We start from the raw sequence: 16,594 nt of genomic DNA on the forward strand, positions 1-16,594 counted from the left end.
CGCCGCTCTGCCGGGCTGAGGGGTCACACCATGTCCCTTCGAGGGCTCTGCATCCGACGATTCTCGGCTCCTCAGCCCGGGCGGAGCACGACCTGCGGAATCGGATGCCGAGGAGCGGGGCGCGCCGCCCCCGCGACCACGGCGAGGCGATGCAGACTGGAACGCGGGACGCTGCGGAAGGAGAGCAATGAGTTTCATCCGGGGATACGACCAGGACACCCTCCGCGAGCTGGTCGATCTCGATGAGTGCGAGACGAGGCTCGCCGAGATCGAGTATCAGCGCAGCCTTCCGGCTCTGCTGGAGCGCGTGTGGCTGCTGAAGGTGCTCGGACGCCTCGACGACGCGCTCGCGCTGGCGGACGAGGCCGTGCGCCAGGCCCGCATGGCCGGCACCCGCAAGGACGTTCTGCGCGCCCGCGTGCTGCATGCGACCGTCCTGCAGTTCCGCGGCGCCCACGCGGCGGCCGAACAGGAGCTCGCCACCTGCGCCGACGAGGCCGAAGGACAGCGGTGGCTGTCGATCGCCGCCTTCGCCCACCAGCACCACGGCAAGAACGCATACGAGGCCGAGGACTACGAGACTGCGCGCGAGAGCTTCAAGAGGTCGCTCTTCCTGCGCCGCGAGGCCGGCGCCGAGGACCGCGAGCTGGAGACGGCGCTGCTCGCCATCGACGCGGCGGAGCGTCGTCGCTCGACGCAGCTCGTGGCGGGCTGAATCCGCCCGTTCACCCTGACGCGGTGCGTCGAGCCGACCTCAACGTCCCCGTCATGGCTTAGCCTGGGCGCATGGCGGAACTCGACCGTGTGCGCGTCTGGGGCGAAGCACTGATCACGCTGCATCTCGATGACAGCTGGTCGTTCGGCTTCGACAATGCGAAGCGCCGTGCAGGACAGTGCGATTACACGAACAAGCGGATCACCGTGTCGCGCTATCTCGCCGCGCGATTCGACGACGATGAGATCCATCAGGTGCTGCTGCACGAGGTGGCCCACGCGCTCGCCGGGCACCGAGCGGCGCACGGCCCGACGTGGAAGCGCGTCGCGCGCGATCTGGGCTACGTCGGCGGCACCACGCATCACGGCGAGACGGCGGTGGAGCTCGCCCCCTGGGTCGGCACCTGCCCCGCAGGGCACGTGACCTATCGACACCGCCGTCCGACGCGTGCGACCTCGTGCGCCCGCTGCTCGCGGTCCTTCGACGCCCGGCATCAGTTCACCTGGACGCGACGCGAGATCACCGCCGACGTGCGGCTGGCGGCACAGTCCGCACGCTGACCGATGGCGGCCCGCGGGCTCAGACCGACGTCGGCTCCTCGGGAGCATCGGATGCCGCGGCATCCGTCGTGCTCTCCTGCACGCCCCGCCTGCGACGCAGCAGGGCGGCGATCGCCCGCCATCCGACCAGGAAGACACCGAGCACGATCGTGGCGACGATGATGAACGGCACCTGCGCCGTATCGCCCGAGACCACGCGCAGCAGCATCCCGCCGGCCACGGTCACCACCCAGACGACGGCGCCCCACAGGATCGACCACGGCTTGCGCGGTCCGCTGCCCATCAGGGCGGCGAGGGCATGTCCGACGACGAGGGCGACGAGGAACGGCCAAGCCGTGAGGAGGAAGCCGATCGGACTCTCGCCGTGGGACGCACGTCCGATCACGGCGAAGATCAGAACGAGCACGGCGTCGACGAGGAAGGCGGGGAGGTACCTCATGCCACGACCCTACGTCCGCGGCGGCGGATTCCTCGCCGGACGCACGGCCTGTTGAGGACTGCGACGGATGGTCGCGCCGTGCGCCGCCACCCTACGTCGCGGCGGGGCGGATGCCGCGGCCTACTCGAACCGGACGAACAGGCCCTCGCGAAGAACAGGGACGACATCGCTCGAGTCCAGGGCAGCCGCCTCGGCGACGGACGCGGGGCGGATGCCGGACTCCGCCATCCGCGCGGTGGAGGCCACGCCGATCTCCAGCTCTCGGGCGGAGCCGCTGGCGCTGAGCAGGTGGCCCAGAGCCCGCCGCAGTGCGCGGAAACCCTCGGCGGCGACCGCCGCATCCGGCGCGGTGTGATCGATGCCGAGGTCGGTGAGCGCGGCGATCACCGCACCCGCCCCGAGCTGATCCTCCACCGCGAAGCGCAGCGACCCGTCATCCGCCTTCTCGCCCGCCGCGATCACGGCGACCGAGGTGCGCGCCTGTCGTCGCTCCTGCACGGTCTGCACGGCTCTCGCCACCGCCGCGGCGTTGCGCAGCCCGCCCACCAGGACGAGAGCGTCGCCCGCCGATGCGGCCACGGCGGCGCCGTTGCTCGACCACTCGACGGCGTCTGCGAGCGCGACGGCGGTCCCCGACGCCACGGCGTCCGGGAGCGTCGAGGAGAACCGCAGCACGTCGACCACCACGACGATGTCGGCCGCCGCCAGGCGCGCGAGCCCGGCGACACCCCACTCGTGGCGGACCTGATAGGTGGACTGATCGAACGGCGAAGCCATCCGTCCAGCCTATGCGTCCCGGAGAGCGGGCCCGCCGCCCCAGGAAGCCAGGCCCGCCGCCACGGAGTGCCCGAAACGGACGCCTCCGCACCGCAGAGGCGTCCGTCTCCGTCACCGGGGCTCCGCACGCGAGATCGGCTCCCGCATCGGTCCCAGAGACGTTCAGTCGGCGGCCAGCGCCTCGACCGGAGCGACGCGGGTCGCAAGACGCGTCGGGGTGGCCGCCGCGACGAGCGTCAGCACCGCGGTCGCGGCGACGATGATCACGATCGGCAGCCACGGGACGTGCGGAGGCACGAGACCCGCCGGCACGAAGTCGGGCAGCGTGGGGACCGATCCCAGCAGCGACTGCGCGGCGATCCAGCCGTACACGACGCCCAGCACGAGTCCGGTCAGCGTCGCCGCGACGGTGATGTGCGTCGCCTCCAGCAGCACCATGCGGCGCACCTGACCGTTGGACAGCCCGATCGAACGGAGCAGCCCGAGCTCCCGACGGCGCTGCACCACGCCGATCGTGAGCAGGTTCACGAGTCCGACGGCGGCGATCACCGCGGAGACCGCGACGAGCACCATCATGACCGAGGCGAAGGCGTCGAAGGGCGCGAAGAACTCCGCGGGCACCTCGCCCTCCACCTGGTTGATCATCATCTGCTTCACCGACTCGAGCGCGACGGCGAACATCGTCACGAGCGTCACGCCCATCACGACGCCGATGGCCATGCGCGAGGAGCGCTCCGGGTACCGGAGGGCGTTCTCGGCGGCGAGGCGCGCCGTCGCACTGCGCCCGAAGAGACGGCCGACGAGGCGGAGCACCGGAGGCATGAAGAGCACCGAGCCCAGGGCGAGCCCGGTGAACGACAGCAGACCGCCGAAGAACGCGACGACGACGCCGAGCGGGCTCGCGAGCCCGACCAGCACGCCGCCGGCGAGGAGGGCCGCGCCGATGGACAGAAGCACCCACGCGCCGATGTGACGGCCGGGGCGGGAGACCTCGTCGTGCGTGCGCTCGACGGAGCCGCCGATCGCCTGCAGCGGGGTCACCGCCAGCACACGGCGGGATCCCGCCCAGGCCGCAGCCCAGGTCGTGAGCGCGACGCCGACGGCGGGCAGCACGATGAACGGCTGCGCGAGCGAGAAGCCGACGGGAGGGTTGGCGAGCAGCCCAGAGGCGATCTGCACGCCGGCGACGGAGGCGAGCAGCCCGATGAGCAGTCCGAGCACGGCGCCGATGATCCCGACGATCAGTCCCTGACGCCCCACCTCACCGCGCTGCGAGCGCGCCGTGGCCCCGATCAGGCGCATGAGGGCGATCTGCCTGGTGCGCCCCGCGATGATCGTGGAGAACGTGTTGGCGGTGACGATCGCGGCGACGTACATCGCGACGCCCGTCAGCAGCACCGACAGGATGCCGACGACGATGGCGAGCGTCTCGCTGTCTCCGATGAAGGGGTCGGCTTGCAGCACCGCGCCGATGAACACCGTCGTCTCCACCAGGAGCACGCCGAACGCGGCCGACAGCGTCGCCACGAGGATGCTGGCGCCCATGCCCCTGTCACGGAGCCAGGCCAGCCGAGGACCGGTCGCCGATGTCTGAGGAACGACCGTCGCGACCGCGCTCACGCCGCCACCTCGGCAGCGAGCATGTACGCCGAGATCTCCTCGGCGGTCTGCCGCGGGTGATCGGCGACGATGCGGCCGTCGCCGAGGAAGAGCACGCGGTCGGCATGGCTCGCGGCGATCGCGTCGTGCGTGACCATCGCGATGGACTGGCCGTGCTCGCGACTGGCGGTGGCGAGCAGCTGGAGCACCTCACGACCGGTCTTGGAGTCGAGGTTGCCCGTCGGCTCGTCGGCGAAGACGAGGTCGGGGGCCGTGGCGAGGGCGCGGGCGATCGCGACGCGCTGCTGCTGGCCGCCCGAGAGCTGGTGCGGGCGGTGGTCCAGGCGCGCGCCGAGTCCGAGGGTGTCGATGAGGCCGTCGATGCGGGCCTTCTCGATCGCGCTCGGACGACGCCCGTCGAGCTCGAAGGGCAGCATGATGTTGCCGAGCGCCGTGAGCGTGGGCACGAGGTTGAACGCCTGGAAGATGAAGCCGACACGGCGTCGGCGCAGGATCGTGAGGTCGAGGTCTCCGAGTCCGGTGATCTCGGTGTCTCCGATCCAGGCACGCCCCTCGGTGGGGGTGTCGAGTCCGGCCATGATGTGCATGAGCGTGGACTTGCCGGAGCCCGATGGGCCCATGATCGCGGTGAACTGACCGCGACGGATGCCGACGCTCACATCGTCGAGGGCGCGCACGGTGCCCTCGCCGGCGCCGTAGGTCTTCTTCAGGTGCTGGACGCGGGCGGCGAGCCCCAGGTCTGTGGTCGTGATCTCCATGCCTTCGACGCTATTTCGGCGGCATCAGCGGGCGCGTCGCCCGTGCGGCGCATCCGCGTACATCTGGAGGATGACTTCGCCGTCACCCCGCACAGGCGTCTGTGGCCTTCACCCCGCACAAGCGTCCGTGGCCTTCACCCCGCACAGACGTCTGTGGCCGTCACCCCACCCAGGCGTGCGTCGACACCCCGACCGTGTTCCAGGCGTTGATCGTGACGATGAGCGCCACGAGCGCCCCCAGTTCCTCGGTCGAGAAGACGGCGGCGGCCTCATCCCAGTCGGCGTCGGGGACGTGCGTCTCCGACGTCCTCGTGATGCTCTCGGTCAGCGCGAGGGCGGCGCGATCGCGGGCGGTGAACAGCGGGGACTCGCGCCACACCGCCACCGCGTTGATCCTCTGCGGGGTGTCGCCCGCCGTGAGGGCATCGCCGGAGTGCAGCTCGACGCAGTAGCTGCAGCCGTTCAGCTGGGAGGCTCTGAGACGCACCAGCTCGCGCAGGCGGCTCTCGAAGCCCACCGCGTCGAGCTCGCGGACCATCGCGTTGTCGAGATGGGCGAGCGCCCGGGAGAAATGCGGGGCGACGGTGTCGATGTCGATGCGGACGGGGATCGGGACGAGAGGTTCTGTCATGACGACAGCATCCTCCCGTCCGCCGACATTCGGCGCCCAGGACCGTGGATCGGGTCAGGTGAGCCCGTGCTCGAACGCGAACACGACGAGCTGCACCCGGTCGCGCAGGGAGAGCTTGGTGAGGATCCGGCTGATGTGCGTCTTCACGGTCGCCTCGCTGAGGTACTCGCGCGCGGCGATCTCGGAGTTCGAGAGGCCCCTCGCCGCGAGCGCGAAGATCTCCCTCTCCCGGTCGGTGAGGTCGGCGTACTGCGCGGGGACGGGCTTGGGAGCCTCGGCGAAGTGCGCGAAGAGATCACGGGTGGCGGATGCCGCGATCACGCTCGACCCTCCGTGCACGGTGCGGATCGCCGCGAGCAGGAACTCGGGGTCGGCGTCCTTCAGGAGGAAGCCGCTGGCCCCCTGACGGATGGCTCTGGCCGCCGCCTCGTCGAGGTCGAAGGTCGTCAGCATCACGATGCGAGGGGCGTCGGGCTGGGTGAGGATCTCGGCGGTGGCCGTGAGGCCGTCCATGACCGGCATCCGGATGTCCATCAGCACGACGTCGGGGCGCGTGGCCCGGACGACGTCGATCGCCTCTCGCCCGTCGCCCGCCTCGCCCACGACGTCGAGGTCGGGCTGCGACGCGACGAGCATGCGGATGCCGGCGCGGAACAGCGCCTGGTCATCGACGAGTACGACCCTGATCATGCGGCTCCTCCGATGGGAAGCGAGGCGCGCACGACGAACCGTTCGCCCTCCTGCCCCGCCTGAAGGCTACCGCCCACGAGCTGGGCGCGCTCACGCATGCCGATGACGCCGTGGCCGCCCCCGAGCGACGCGGTCTCCTTCTCGAAGGCGTTGGCGACGACGACGTCGACGCGGTCGGGGAGCCACGCGAGCCGCACGTCGACCGCGCCGTCGCCGTGTCGGATGGCGTTCGTGAGCGCCTCCTGCAGGATCCGGTAGACGGCGAGCTGGATCGCCCCAGGCGGCTCCCCCGGCGGCATCGGGTCGACGGTGATGCGCGGTTCGACGCCCGCCTGACGCACCTGCGCGAAGAGCGTCTCGAGGTCGGCGAGGGTCGGCTGAGGGCCGTCTCCCTGCCGATGCCGCAGCTGGGTGAGGAGCAGCCGCACGTCCGACAGCGCCCCGCGAGCCGTCTGCGCGATCGTGCTCAGCGCCTCGGTCGCCATCTCGGGTTTGACCGCCGCCGCATACCGCGCGCCGTCGGCCTGCGCGATCACGACGGCCAGCGAGTGCGCCACGATGTCGTGCATGTCGCGCGCGATCCGCACGCGCTCCTGCTCCTCGGCCGCCAGCAGTTCGGCCTGGGCACGGGCGACCTGCGTCTCCCGTCCGTTCAGCACCACGCGCCAGAGGAGCCCCGTGCCCCAGGACATCACCATCGCGAGCACGAAGACGGAGGCCATCAGCGAGCCGATCAGCGCCGCGCGCATGGTGCTCGCGGCATCCGTCAGCAGCTCTCCCGACCAGATGACCGCGAAGTACAGGCCGCCGATGATCCCGCCGCCCAGCGCCGAGACGCCGCCGATCCAGAGGATCCGCCGCGTGCCCCACGCGGCCGTCGCGAAGAGCACCACGAGGATGCCCGCGTCATAGGCGCTCGGAGGCAGCCCTGCCGCCATCTGCACGACGGCGCCGAACCAGGCGATGCCGATCGCGAGGGTGGGAGACAGGCGGCTGATCGCCGCGGCTCCCCACAGGATGAGGCCGACGATGACGTACATCACGACGGCCACCGGCTCGGCGCCGATCCACGCGCTGAGCCAGCTGGAGCCGGCGATGAACGTCAGCGGGGTGGTGACGACGAAGCCGAAGACGGCGCCGATGATGTCGACGACGAGCCAGGCTCGGGAGACGGGGCGGAACACCCTCCTACGGTACGGGGCCGCGTCAGGACGCCGCATCCGTCTGCGGATGTATCCGGTCCGCCGCGTTCACAACTCCTCAAGAATCCGATGATCGGGCGCTGCGAAGACGCGGTCGCGGCATCCCGGCCCGATTCTTGAGGAGTTGTGAACCTCAGGCGCGCGCGATGATCTCCCCGTGCGGCACGAGGAACCAGCCGTCGCCGTTGTCGGCCCAGCGATGCCAGGCCTCGCTGATGCCGCGCAGTTCCGCGTCGGTCGCCATGCCGCTGTCGAGCAGCTGACGCGTCAGCGCGGACTCCAGGATGCGGTCGGCCCACATGCCGCCCCACCACGCCCGATCCTCGGGGTTCGCGTAGCACCAGGTGGATGCCGTCGCCGTGACGTCGACGAAGCCGGCGGCGCGCGCCCACGACAGCAGACGTCGCCCGGCGTCCGGTTCACCGCCGTTGGCCTGCGCCGCGCGCCGGTACAGGTCGAGCCAGCGGTCGAGCTCCGGCAGCATCGGGAACCAGTGAAAGCCCGCGTAGTCGGCGTCCCGCGCCGCGACGACGCCGCCGGGCACGGTGACCCTGCGCATCTCCCGCAGCGCCTGCACCGGGTCGCCGACGTGCTGCAGCACCTGGTGCGCGTGCACCACGTCGAAGCTGTCGTCGGCGAAGCTCAGCGCGTGCACGTCCTCGACCGAGAAGTCGATGTTCGCGACGCCCCGGCTCTCCGCGAGCCCGCGCGACAGCGCCAGGGCGTTCTCGTCGATCTCGGTGGCCGTGACGCGGGCCACGAGTCCGGCGAAGTCGACCGTGATCGATCCGGGCCCGGCCCCGACGTCGAGGAGCCGCGTCGACGGGGTGAGGCGCGGGCGGAGGTACTCGGCGGAGTTCGAGATGTCGCGGATGCTGTGGGAGCGGAGGACGGACGAGTGGTGTCCATGCGTGTACGTGGCCATGCTCCAGTCTGGCACCGGGAGGAGGCCCACCCGCCACGGCGACGATCAGCGCAGTTCGGAGACGGCCCTGCGGATCGACTCGCGGTCGGGCTTGCCCGAGGTCAGGACGTCGAGCTCGTCGACGAGGATGAGCCGCGCGGGGCGCGCGTGCCTGCCGAGCTCTTCGGCGACGGCATCCCTCGCGTGGGCGAGCTGCTCGGACTCGCTGCGGCGGAGCGCTTCACCACGGGCGGCGACGATCACGGAGGCCTCACCCCAGCGCTCGTCCGCGACGCCGACGACGACGGCGCCGCTGAGTCCGGGGACGCGCCGGACGATCCGCTCGACCCGGTCGAGGGAGATGTTGATGCCGCCGGACACGATCACATTGTCCGCACGGCCGTGCACCCGCACGATGCCGTCCTCCACCAGTCCGAGGTCGCCGGTGCGGTACCAGCGGATGCCGTGCTCGTCTCGGGTGAAGGAGCGGGCGGTGAGCTCCTCGTCTCCGAGGTAGCCGTCGGCGAGCATGGGTCCGGCGATGTGCAGCTCTCCGTCGACGGAGCGGACGGCGACCGTGTCGAGGGGCTCGCCGTCGTACACGCAGCCCCCGCTCGTCTCGCTCGATCCGTAGGTGCGGACCAGGCGCGCACCGAGCTCTCCCGCACGGTCGCGGAGCGGCTCCGGCAGCGCCTGACCGCCGACCAGGATGGCGCGGTAGGCCTGCAGCGCCGCACGGACGGGGGTGCTGTCCGCGGCATCCAGCAGCGTCGCGAGCTGCGCGGGCACGAGGGAGGTGTAGAGCCTCTCCTCCCCCGTGCGCAGCATGGACAGGGTGGTCTGCGCGAACGTCTCCGCCGAGAACCGGCCCTCGAGCACGGCGGGCTCGGTGCCGGCGACGACGGAGCGGACGAGCACCTGGAGCCCGGCCACATAGGTCGCGGGGAGGGCGAGCAGCCAGCGTCCGCTGCCGATCCGCGACGCGGTGGCCTCGGCGCTGGAGCGCAGCGCCTCCCCGCTCAGGACCACCCGCTTCGGGATGCCGCTCGACCCGGAGGTCGCGATGACCGCGGCCGTGCCGTCTGGCACGCGCTCAGGGGCGCCGTCGAGCATGCCGAATCCCAGAGCGGGTCCGCCGTCGAGCGCCCGGGCCAGCGCCTCACGCAGCGCGACCGGGTCGTCGGCATCCGTGGGCCTGAGCGCGATCATCGGTCGCCCCGCCGAGCACGGGGCTTCTCCCCCACGATGCCGGGGTGGAGAGGGTCGAAGATCGTCGAGACCATGAGCGGGATCAGTAGTGGTACGGGAAGGACGACCAGTCGGGAGCGCGCTTCTCGAGGAAGGAGTCGCGACCCTCCACGGCCTCGTCCGTGCCGTAGGCGAGACGGGTCGCCTCCCCCGCGAACACCTGCTGGCCGACGAGTCCGTCGTCGACGGCGTTGAAGGCGAACTTCAGCATGCGGATCGCGGTCGGCGACTTGGTGAGCACCGTCCTGGCCATCGCCAGTGCTTCGCGCTCCAGCTCCGCGTGCGGCACGACGCGGTTGACCGCGCCCATCTCGTACGCGCGCTGCGCCGAGTACTCCTCGGCGAGGAAGAACACCTCTCGCGCGATCTTCTGGCCGGTCTGCCGCGCCATGTACGCGGAACCGTATCCCGCGTCGAAGCTGCCGACGTCGGCATCCGTCTGTTTGAAGCGCGCCTCCTCCGCCGATGCCACCGAGAGGTCGCACACGACGTGCAGCGAGTGCCCGCCCCCCGCGGCCCACCCGGGGATGACCGCGATGACGACCTTGGGCATGAAGCGGATGAGCCGCTGCACCTCGAGGATGTGCAGACGCCCGCCTCGTGCGGAGTCGTGCACGGTGGTCTCTGAATCGGAGTACTTGTAGCCGTCGCGTCCGCGGATGCGCTGGTCGCCGCCTGAGCAGAACGCCCAGCCGCCGTCCTTCGGGCTGGGGCCGTTGCCCGTGAGCAGCACGGCTCCGATGCGCGGGTCCTGCCGGGCGATGTCGAGGGCGCGATACAGCTCGTCGACCGTGTGCGGACGGAACGCGTTGCGCACCTCCGGCCGGTTGAACGCGATGCGCGCGACCCCGCCGTCGTGCGTGACGTGCGCCGTGATGTCGGTGTAGTCCTCGGCACCGGGCGCGAGCACCCACTCCTCGGGATCGAACAGGTCGGAGACGAAGGGTGTGGTCACGGCATCCAGCCTATTCCCGTGGCCGCGTGGACATGCGGAAGGCGCTGCTCCCCCGGGGAACAGCGCCTTCTGCATGGATGCCGTCAGCGGCGGCTGCGGCGGACGGTCTTGAGCCATCCGTCGACGATGTCCCACCCGACGCCGATCGCGACGCCGAACCCGAGGAGGACGGCCAGGATGCGGAAGACGCCGCCTTCGCCTGCGGCCCCGGCATCGCCGGCCGCGAACCCCTCCCCGCCCACGGCGACGATGTACGAGAGGAAGTCCGGGTTGACGAGCTGCCCGCCCAGCAGCAGGACGAGCGTCCAGGCGAGGAAGGCCAGCGCCAGGACGGTGTTGACCACGGCCAGCCCGGTGCTCCAGCCGCGACGGAACACGACGACGGCGAACACGACCTCGGCCACGATGAGCGCGAACAGGACGCTGATGCCCCACGGCCACAGGGCCGGGTCGAGGATCGGCAGCGCCTCACCGGGGACGAAGCCACGGAAGCGGTCCCAGAGCAGCGCACCGGCCGCGATGCCGAGAAAGACGAGCGAGGCGATCAGCTCGCTGCGCCCCACCCCGTCGTCGGTGATCTCGGGCAGCTTGTCGAGATCCCACTCGTCGATCGTCGTCGTGCTCCCGGTGCGCTCGAGGATGACGAACACGAGGGTCGTCCAGAAGCAGATGTGCATGATCGCGCCACCTGCCGCGACGAGCGAGGTCGAGATGACCTCGCCCACAGCCGCGCCCGAGATCGTCTGCCCGAGGGCGACGGCGCCGAGCACGCACACCGGGACGATCGCCAGCAGCAGCTTCAGCAGCCGCCACCACGTGAGGTAGAAGCGCGGACCGATCAGGTGCAGCGGACGATCCGCGTACCCGGCGGCGAGGATGCCGGGGTCGCCGAGCTCCGTGAGGACGGCGCGCTCTGCGTCATCCGGCGCCTCGCCCTGCTCGAGACGCGCCTCGATCGCGTCGGCGATGGAGGCTTCGAGCTCCGCCCGCACATCGTCCTGCGTCTCGGGTCGCAGGCCCTTGACCGTGGCGGCGATGTAGCGCTCGGTGAGAGTGGCTGTCGTGGTCATGTCAGTTCTCCTCTGCGGTGAGGGCGGAGATCGCTGTGGTGAGCGATCGCCATTCGTCGGTGAGGGTGTCGGCGAGCCGGATGCCGGCATCCGAGGTGCGGTAGAACTTGCGGGGCCTGGCCTCTTCGGTGTTCCACTCGCTGGTGAGGTACTCCTGCTTCTCCAGCCTGCGGAGCAGCGGGTACAGCGTGTTCGCGTCGGTCGCGAAGCCGCGCGCCTCCAGCTCTTCGAGCAGTCCGTAGCCGTAGCCGGGCGTGCGCAGCAGCTGCAGGCAGGCCAGGACGACGGTGCCGCGCCGCAGTTCCTGCAGGTGCGTGTCGAGCGTCTCGTTCATGCCCATCACATTACTGTGCGTCACACACTATAGTCAAGCGCACATTGATGAGATTCCTTCCTTGCTCCCCACCTGCCGAGGCAGGAGAGGGTGCCGGGTAGCGTGGAGGGATGAGTCTCGAGATCAGCCGGGTCGACCCGTTCGACGATGCGACGGTCGACGAGTGGTGGGACGCGTACGCCGAGGCCGAGCGCGCCGACCGCGCGAAGGGCACCCCGGTATGGACCCGCGAGGAGACCAGGCGAGAGCTGCAGCAGGACTCGTCGGCCGTGGAGCGGCGGACCTACCTGCTGCGCTCGGGCGGCGAGTGCATCGGCGCCGCGAGCCTCGCGCTGCCCCTCAAGGACAACACGCACGTGGCGCACCTCGGCCTCGGCGTGCCGCCCCGTCATCGCCGTCGAGGCTACGGCTCGCACGCACTTGCCTTCCTCGAAGGCGAGGCCGTGACTGCCGGACGCACCACCGCGCAGTCCACGACGAGTTGGCTGTACGAGCTCGGACCCGACGGCTCCGGTTCACCGGGGCGCGAGTTCGCGCGTCGCCACGGCTACTCCCTCGCCCTCGGCGACGTGCAGAACCGGCTGGACCTGCCCGTCGACCCCGCGCTGCTCGACCGACTGCAGGCCGGAGTCCCCGACGAGGGCTACACGCTGCGGAGCTGGATCGGCCCTGTGCCCGACGACGTGGTCGAGGGCTGGGCGTCGCTGGACGCGTCGATCGAGACCGAGGCCCCCAGCGGCGAGCTCGACATCGAGCCCGCGACGCCGGACGTCGCCGGCATCCGCGAGACCGAGGACCTGCTCGTGCTGCAGCACCGCATCTCCTTCGGCACCGTCGCGCTGGCCTCGGACGGCGCTGTCGCCGCCTACACGCAGATCGTGGTCTCGGGCGACGACGGCAACGCCTACCAGTGGGGCACGCTCGTGCGCCGTGAGGATCGAGGGCACCGACTGGGAACGGCCGTCAAGGTCGCGAACCTCAGGATGCTGCAGCACGAGTCACCGGGGACCCCCTGCGTGTACACGTACAACGCGGAGTCCAATGCGCACATGCTCGCCGTGAACACCCTGCTCGGCTTCCGCCCTCGGGAGCGGATGGGCGAGCTGCAGAAGCGCCTGAGCTGAGGGCTCCGCGCGACGGGGCGCGCGGCCGAATGTGACACGACGGACGGGCGAGATGTCCCCGATTCCGTAGGGTGTAACGGTGACCCCGAAGACCCGCCACCTCGCCCTGTCCCTCGTCGCGGCATCCGCCCTGACGCTCGCGTTGACCGCCTGTACGCCGCCGGCGCCCTCCTCCGAGCCCACGTCGTCGCCGTCATCCTCGTCGACCGCGTCTGCTGAGTCGTGCGCCGGGGTGACCGTGGTCGTCGACACGGGCGACCTCGACGTCTCCGACGATCCCTCCTCCTCGGTCTGCGTCGACACGGACGGGAAGATCCTGGGGACGGATGCCGTCTCCGAAGCCGGGTTCACCACCGTCGGCACCACGACGTACCCCGACGACGTGATCTGCCGTGTGAACGGCGTGCCCGCCGAAGACACCGAGCTGACCGGCGACGACGGCGCCGCCTACCACGAGACCTGCGCCGACATGCCTCCGGCCGCCGCGTACTGGGGCCTGTGGGTCAAGCCCGCAGGCGGCACGTGGGACTACGCGCAGACGGGTCTCTCCGCCCTCGAGCTCAACCCCGGCGACAGCGTCGAGCTGCTCTTCACGCTGAACGGCGCTCCCGCCGCACCCGCGTCGTGAGCGATGCGGGCCGGCTCAGACTGAGACCCGGCCCGCTGCGCGCGGCGGCGGGGCTGGCGGCGGTGTTCGTCGTCGCCCGCATCCTCTACCGCGTGCTCTTCAACGGAGCCGCCGGCAGCGGCCCCGTGCTGCTCCCTCTGCCCGCGATCCGCCTCCCCGCGCCGTTCAGCTGGGTGACGCTCCTCGGCCCCGTGACGGTCGACGGACTCGCGGATGCCGCGCTGTCCGCACTGCCGATCGCCGCCGTCATACTGCTGTTCGGGCTGCTGAACGCGATCTTCGACGTGTCCAGGGCGTTCGGGCTGCTCGCGAGGCGCGGTCCGCTGCGCGGCATCGCCCGTGCTCTCGCCGTCGCCTGGTCCACGCTCCCCGGGCTCGGTCAGGCCGTTCGCACGGTGCACACCGCCCAGCGTCTTCGCGGCGAGAGGCCGGGACCGCGGATGCTGGTGCCGGTGCTCGAACGCACCCTGGAACGCGCCGCCGCCGTCGCGAACGGGCTGGAGCTGCGCGGCTTCGGCGGCGATGCCGTCGACGGGGAGTGCACGAGCCCGGTCCGCCTGCGGGACGCGGCGTTCGGGTTCGGCGACGACGCGGTGCTGACCGTGCCCGAGCTCACCCTCGGCACCGGAGCGCTCACCGCCGTCACCGGACCGACCGGCTCGGGCAAGTCGACGCTGCTGCGCGGGCTCGCCGGCCTCGTGGACCACGTCGACGGGGGCTGGTCGACGGGCGTCGTCGAGGTCGCAGGCCGCGACCGACGGCGGATGCCGCCGCGCGACTCCTCGCGGCTGGTCGGCGTGGTGCTGCAGAACCCCCGTGAGGCGTTCTGCAGCGAGCTCGTCCGCGACGAGATCGGCCTGTCGCTGCAGCTGCGCGGCGTCGCCGCCGTGATCGTGAGCGCCCGCGTCGACGAGGTGCTGGAGCGCCTGGACATCGCCGGCCTGCGGGACCGCTCCGTGCACACGCTCTCCGCGGGGGAGGCGACGATGGTCGCGATCGCCGCCGCGGTGGTCGAGCAGCCGATCCTGCTGCTCGTGGATGAGCCGCTCGCCGATCTGGACGCGGAGGCGCGCGTGCGCGTCGTCGCCGCCTTGGACGCGCTGGCTCACGAGGGGGGAGCCTGCGTGCTCGTCGCCGAGCACAGGGCAGCCGCGTTCGACGGCGTCGCCGACGAGTGGCGGTCGATCGAGCAGGGCACGGTGTCGACGGGGTCGACCGAGCGCAGCACGACGCCGAAGGTCATCCATCCGGAACCTGCACCGCATCGCACCGCGTCGGCCCCTCTCCCTCCGGCGGCGTCTCCGTCGCCTGTCCTCGCGGTGTCGCACGTCCGCATCGCCCACGGCGACGTCGTCGCGGTGCACGACGCCTCCCTCGCTCTCGGGAACGGCGAGATCGCCGCGCTGATCGGACCGAACGGCGCGGGCAAGTCGTCGCTGCTCACGGCCCTCGCCCTGCCGCCGCACGGCCTGGAGGTCGTCGGCGCCCCCGTGCTCGTCCCCGACGCCTCCGACGATCTGTTCACGCGCGACACCGTCGCCGCCGAGTGCGCGCGGGCCGACCGCTCGGCGCAGCGGCACGGCATCCACTCCCCCACGTCCACGGCCGACCGATTCGCGGCATTCCTCAGCCTCGACGCCGCAGGTCTCGCAGAGCGGATGCCGCGGCATCCCCGCGACCTCTCCCTCGGCGAGCGCAGGTGCCTGGCGATCGCCCTGCAGCTCGCGCGCTCCCCCGAGGCGCTGATGATCGACGAGCCCACGCGCGGACTCGACTCCCGCGCCCGCGAGCAGGTGCGCTCCGCGCTGGAGCAGGCGGCGGATGCCGGCGCCGCCGTGCTCATGGCGACGCACGACGCCGACTTCGCGGCGGCACTCGGCGCGAAGGTGCTGCCGATGCGGGACGGCATCGTCCCGGCATCCGTCGCAGCGCCGTCTCTGCCCTCCCTCGTCGAGCGGGCGGGCAAGAGCCGTGCATCGCGGATCGACGCGGCGCTGCGCACGGATCCGCGAGCGGCGGATGCCGTGGCCGGCGCCCCCGCTCCGGCTCGTTCACCGCGCGTGACCGGTGGGCGCGTGGCGGGGTCTGCCGCTCCTCGTCCCGCCGCGCGCTGGACACCGCTCACACTTCTCGCCGCGAACCTCGTGGCCCTGGCATCCTTCACCTGGCCCTTCGTCGCCGCGGCGGTGCCCGCGCAGGCCGACGCGGCGGTCCCGTGGGTCGCTCTCGCGCTGGCGCCGATCGCCGTGGTCGTCGCCGTCGCGGCCCTCGACCAGACCGTGCGATCAGCGCACGTGCTCGCGTACCTCGGCGTGCTCGCGGCGATCGGCACGGCCCTGCGCATCGCGAGCACCGGCGTGGGCGGCGTCGAGGCCGTGTTCATCCTGCTCGTGCTCGCCGGTCGCGCCTTCGGCGCACGGTTCGGCATGCTGCTCGGGGTGTCCACCATCCTGCTGTCGTCGACCGTGTTCGGCGGGTTCGGCCCGTGGACGCCCTTCCAGATGTTCGCGTGCGCCTGGGTGGGAGCCGGTGCAGGGCTCCTCCCCCGCAGGGTCCGGGGCTGGGGCGAGATCGTGATGCTGTGCGCATACGGAGCCCTCGCCTCCTACCTGTTCGGCCTGCTGCTGAACCTGTGGTTCTGGCCCTTCGCGATCGGATCGGGCACGGCCATCTCCTACGCGCCGGGTGCGCCGATCGGGCAGAACCTCGGCAGCTTCCTGCTGTACTCGCTCGTCACCTCGAGCGCGGGCTGGGACACCCTGCGCGCGATCACGACGATCGTGGGCGTCGCGCTGATCGGCCGTCCCGTGCTCGCCGCCCTCCGCCGCGCGAAGCCCGTGGCGGCCCGCCGTACCCGGTCGACGCCCCACCTGGCCGTCGACGCCCCGCTTCGCTGACGTCTGCCAGCGGGCGTCGAGACTCAGACGGGCATCAGTGAT

17 protein-coding genes are annotated in these 16,594 nt (G+C 71.6%); 5 read left to right on the forward strand and 12 right to left on the reverse strand.

Features of this window, described 5'->3' with window-relative positions:
• Window positions 1-187: 187 nt before the first annotated feature.
• A complete protein-coding gene (locus LC438_RS14680) occupies window positions 188-715 on the forward strand; it encodes a hypothetical protein (RefSeq protein WP_105676056.1) in 528 nt (175 codons plus the stop codon).
• A 71-nt stretch (window positions 716-786) separates the two neighbouring features.
• On the forward strand, window positions 787-1,275 hold the full coding sequence (locus tag LC438_RS14685; protein ID WP_105676054.1) for a SprT-like domain-containing protein: 489 nt from the start codon (window positions 787-789) through the stop codon (window positions 1,273-1,275).
• 19 nt (window positions 1,276-1,294) lie between these two features.
• Here the strand turns inward: LC438_RS14685 and LC438_RS14690 are convergent, their stop codons facing one another.
• From LC438_RS14690 to LC438_RS14745, 12 genes are all read right to left on the reverse strand, one after another.
• Window positions 1,295-1,714 (reverse strand): DUF3054 domain-containing protein, encoded by a 420-nt coding sequence (locus tag LC438_RS14690; protein WP_223587016.1) that lies wholly within the window; start codon window positions 1,712-1,714, stop codon window positions 1,295-1,297.
• A 120-nt stretch (window positions 1,715-1,834) separates the two neighbouring features.
• Window positions 1,835-2,491: a 2-phosphosulfolactate phosphatase gene (locus tag LC438_RS14695; RefSeq protein ID WP_105676050.1), complete on the reverse strand. Its 657-nt coding sequence runs from the start codon at window positions 2,489-2,491 to the stop codon at window positions 1,835-1,837.
• A gap of 162 nt (window positions 2,492-2,653) precedes the next feature.
• A complete protein-coding gene (locus tag LC438_RS14700; protein ID WP_223587017.1) occupies window positions 2,654-4,111 on the reverse strand; it encodes an FtsX-like permease family protein in 1,458 nt (485 codons plus the stop codon).
• Window positions 4,108-4,869: an ABC transporter ATP-binding protein gene (locus LC438_RS14705; protein WP_223587018.1), complete on the reverse strand. Its 762-nt coding sequence runs from the start codon at window positions 4,867-4,869 to the stop codon at window positions 4,108-4,110. Before LC438_RS14705 ends, LC438_RS14700 begins: the two co-directional genes overlap by 4 nt.
• Window positions 4,870-5,029: 160 nt before the next feature.
• Complete coding sequence (locus LC438_RS14710; protein WP_223587019.1) at window positions 5,030-5,500, reverse strand: carboxymuconolactone decarboxylase family protein; 471 nt, start codon at window positions 5,498-5,500, stop codon at window positions 5,030-5,032.
• A gap of 54 nt (window positions 5,501-5,554) precedes the next feature.
• Window positions 5,555-6,190, reverse strand: a complete 636-nt coding sequence (locus tag LC438_RS14715; protein WP_105676044.1) for a response regulator transcription factor — start codon at window positions 6,188-6,190, stop codon at window positions 5,555-5,557.
• Window positions 6,187-7,374, reverse strand: a complete 1,188-nt coding sequence (locus tag LC438_RS14720) for a sensor histidine kinase (protein WP_105676042.1) — start codon at window positions 7,372-7,374, stop codon at window positions 6,187-6,189. The genes LC438_RS14715 and LC438_RS14720 overlap by 4 nt, the downstream gene beginning before the upstream one ends.
• Window positions 7,375-7,525: 151 nt before the next feature.
• Window positions 7,526-8,317, reverse strand: a complete 792-nt coding sequence (locus LC438_RS14725; protein WP_223587020.1) for a class I SAM-dependent methyltransferase — start codon at window positions 8,315-8,317, stop codon at window positions 7,526-7,528.
• A gap of 45 nt (window positions 8,318-8,362) precedes the next feature.
• Window positions 8,363-9,505 (reverse strand): AMP-binding protein, encoded by a 1,143-nt coding sequence (locus LC438_RS14730; RefSeq protein ID WP_223587021.1) that lies wholly within the window; start codon window positions 9,503-9,505, stop codon window positions 8,363-8,365.
• 82 nt (window positions 9,506-9,587) lie between these two features.
• Entirely contained in the window at window positions 9,588-10,499 is a 912-nt protein-coding gene (locus LC438_RS14735; protein ID WP_105676036.1) for a 1,4-dihydroxy-2-naphthoyl-CoA synthase, read from the reverse strand.
• An 83-nt stretch (window positions 10,500-10,582) separates the two neighbouring features.
• Window positions 10,583-11,569, reverse strand: coding sequence for a permease prefix domain 1-containing protein (locus tag LC438_RS14740; protein WP_105676034.1), 987 nt, complete (start codon window positions 11,567-11,569; stop codon window positions 10,583-10,585).
• Between the two features lies 1 nt (window position 11,570).
• On the reverse strand, window positions 11,571-11,903 hold the full coding sequence (locus LC438_RS14745) for a PadR family transcriptional regulator (RefSeq protein ID WP_105676085.1): 333 nt from the start codon (window positions 11,901-11,903) through the stop codon (window positions 11,571-11,573).
• Between the two features lie 110 nt (window positions 11,904-12,013).
• Between LC438_RS14745 and LC438_RS14750 the strand changes: the two genes are divergently transcribed.
• The 3 genes from LC438_RS14750 (at window position 12,014) to LC438_RS14760 (ending at window position 16,552) form a co-directional block, all read left to right on the forward strand.
• Entirely contained in the window at window positions 12,014-13,027 is a 1,014-nt protein-coding gene (locus LC438_RS14750; protein ID WP_223587022.1) for a GNAT family N-acetyltransferase, read from the forward strand.
• 79 nt (window positions 13,028-13,106) lie between these two features.
• A complete protein-coding gene (locus tag LC438_RS14755; RefSeq protein ID WP_223587023.1) occupies window positions 13,107-13,655 on the forward strand; it encodes a hypothetical protein in 549 nt (182 codons plus the stop codon).
• Complete coding sequence (locus tag LC438_RS14760) at window positions 13,652-16,552, forward strand: ATP-binding cassette domain-containing protein (protein ID WP_223587024.1); 2,901 nt, start codon at window positions 13,652-13,654, stop codon at window positions 16,550-16,552. Before LC438_RS14755 ends, LC438_RS14760 begins: the two co-directional genes overlap by 4 nt.
• Window positions 16,553-16,594: the final 42 nt, after the last annotated feature.

This window comes from Microbacterium sp. OVT16B (genome assembly GCF_019969705.1).
In the GTDB taxonomy this organism is placed as follows: Bacteria; Actinomycetota; Actinomycetes; order Actinomycetales; family Microbacteriaceae; genus Microbacterium; species Microbacterium natoriense.

Bases quoted from the DNA above. Each gene is read 5' to 3' on its own strand.
- LC438_RS14710 (WP_223587019.1), bottom strand. From the start codon at position 5,500: ATGACAGAACCTCTCGTCCCGATCCCCGTCCGCATCGACATCGACACC.
- LC438_RS14705 (WP_223587018.1), bottom strand. From the start codon at position 4,869: ATGGAGATCACGACCACAGACCTGGGGCTCGCCGCCCGCGTCCAGCAC.
- LC438_RS14725 (WP_223587020.1), bottom strand. From the start codon at position 8,317: ATGGCCACGTACACGCATGGACACCACTCGTCCGTCCTCCGCTCCCAC.
- LC438_RS14750 (WP_223587022.1), top strand. From the start codon at position 12,014: ATGAGTCTCGAGATCAGCCGGGTCGACCCGTTCGACGATGCGACGGTC.
- LC438_RS14715 (WP_105676044.1), bottom strand. From the start codon at position 6,190: ATGATCAGGGTCGTACTCGTCGATGACCAGGCGCTGTTCCGCGCCGGC.
- LC438_RS14680 (WP_105676056.1), top strand. From the start codon at position 188: ATGAGTTTCATCCGGGGATACGACCAGGACACCCTCCGCGAGCTGGTC.
- LC438_RS14685 (WP_105676054.1), top strand. From the start codon at position 787: ATGGCGGAACTCGACCGTGTGCGCGTCTGGGGCGAAGCACTGATCACG.
- LC438_RS14745 (WP_105676085.1), bottom strand. From the start codon at position 11,903: ATGAACGAGACGCTCGACACGCACCTGCAGGAACTGCGGCGCGGCACC.
- LC438_RS14740 (WP_105676034.1), bottom strand. From the start codon at position 11,569: ATGACCACGACAGCCACTCTCACCGAGCGCTACATCGCCGCCACGGTC.
- LC438_RS14690 (WP_223587016.1), bottom strand. From the start codon at position 1,714: ATGAGGTACCTCCCCGCCTTCCTCGTCGACGCCGTGCTCGTTCTGATC.
- LC438_RS14730 (WP_223587021.1), bottom strand. From the start codon at position 9,505: ATGATCGCGCTCAGGCCCACGGATGCCGACGACCCGGTCGCGCTGCGT.
- LC438_RS14695 (WP_105676050.1), bottom strand. From the start codon at position 2,491: ATGGCTTCGCCGTTCGATCAGTCCACCTATCAGGTCCGCCACGAGTGG.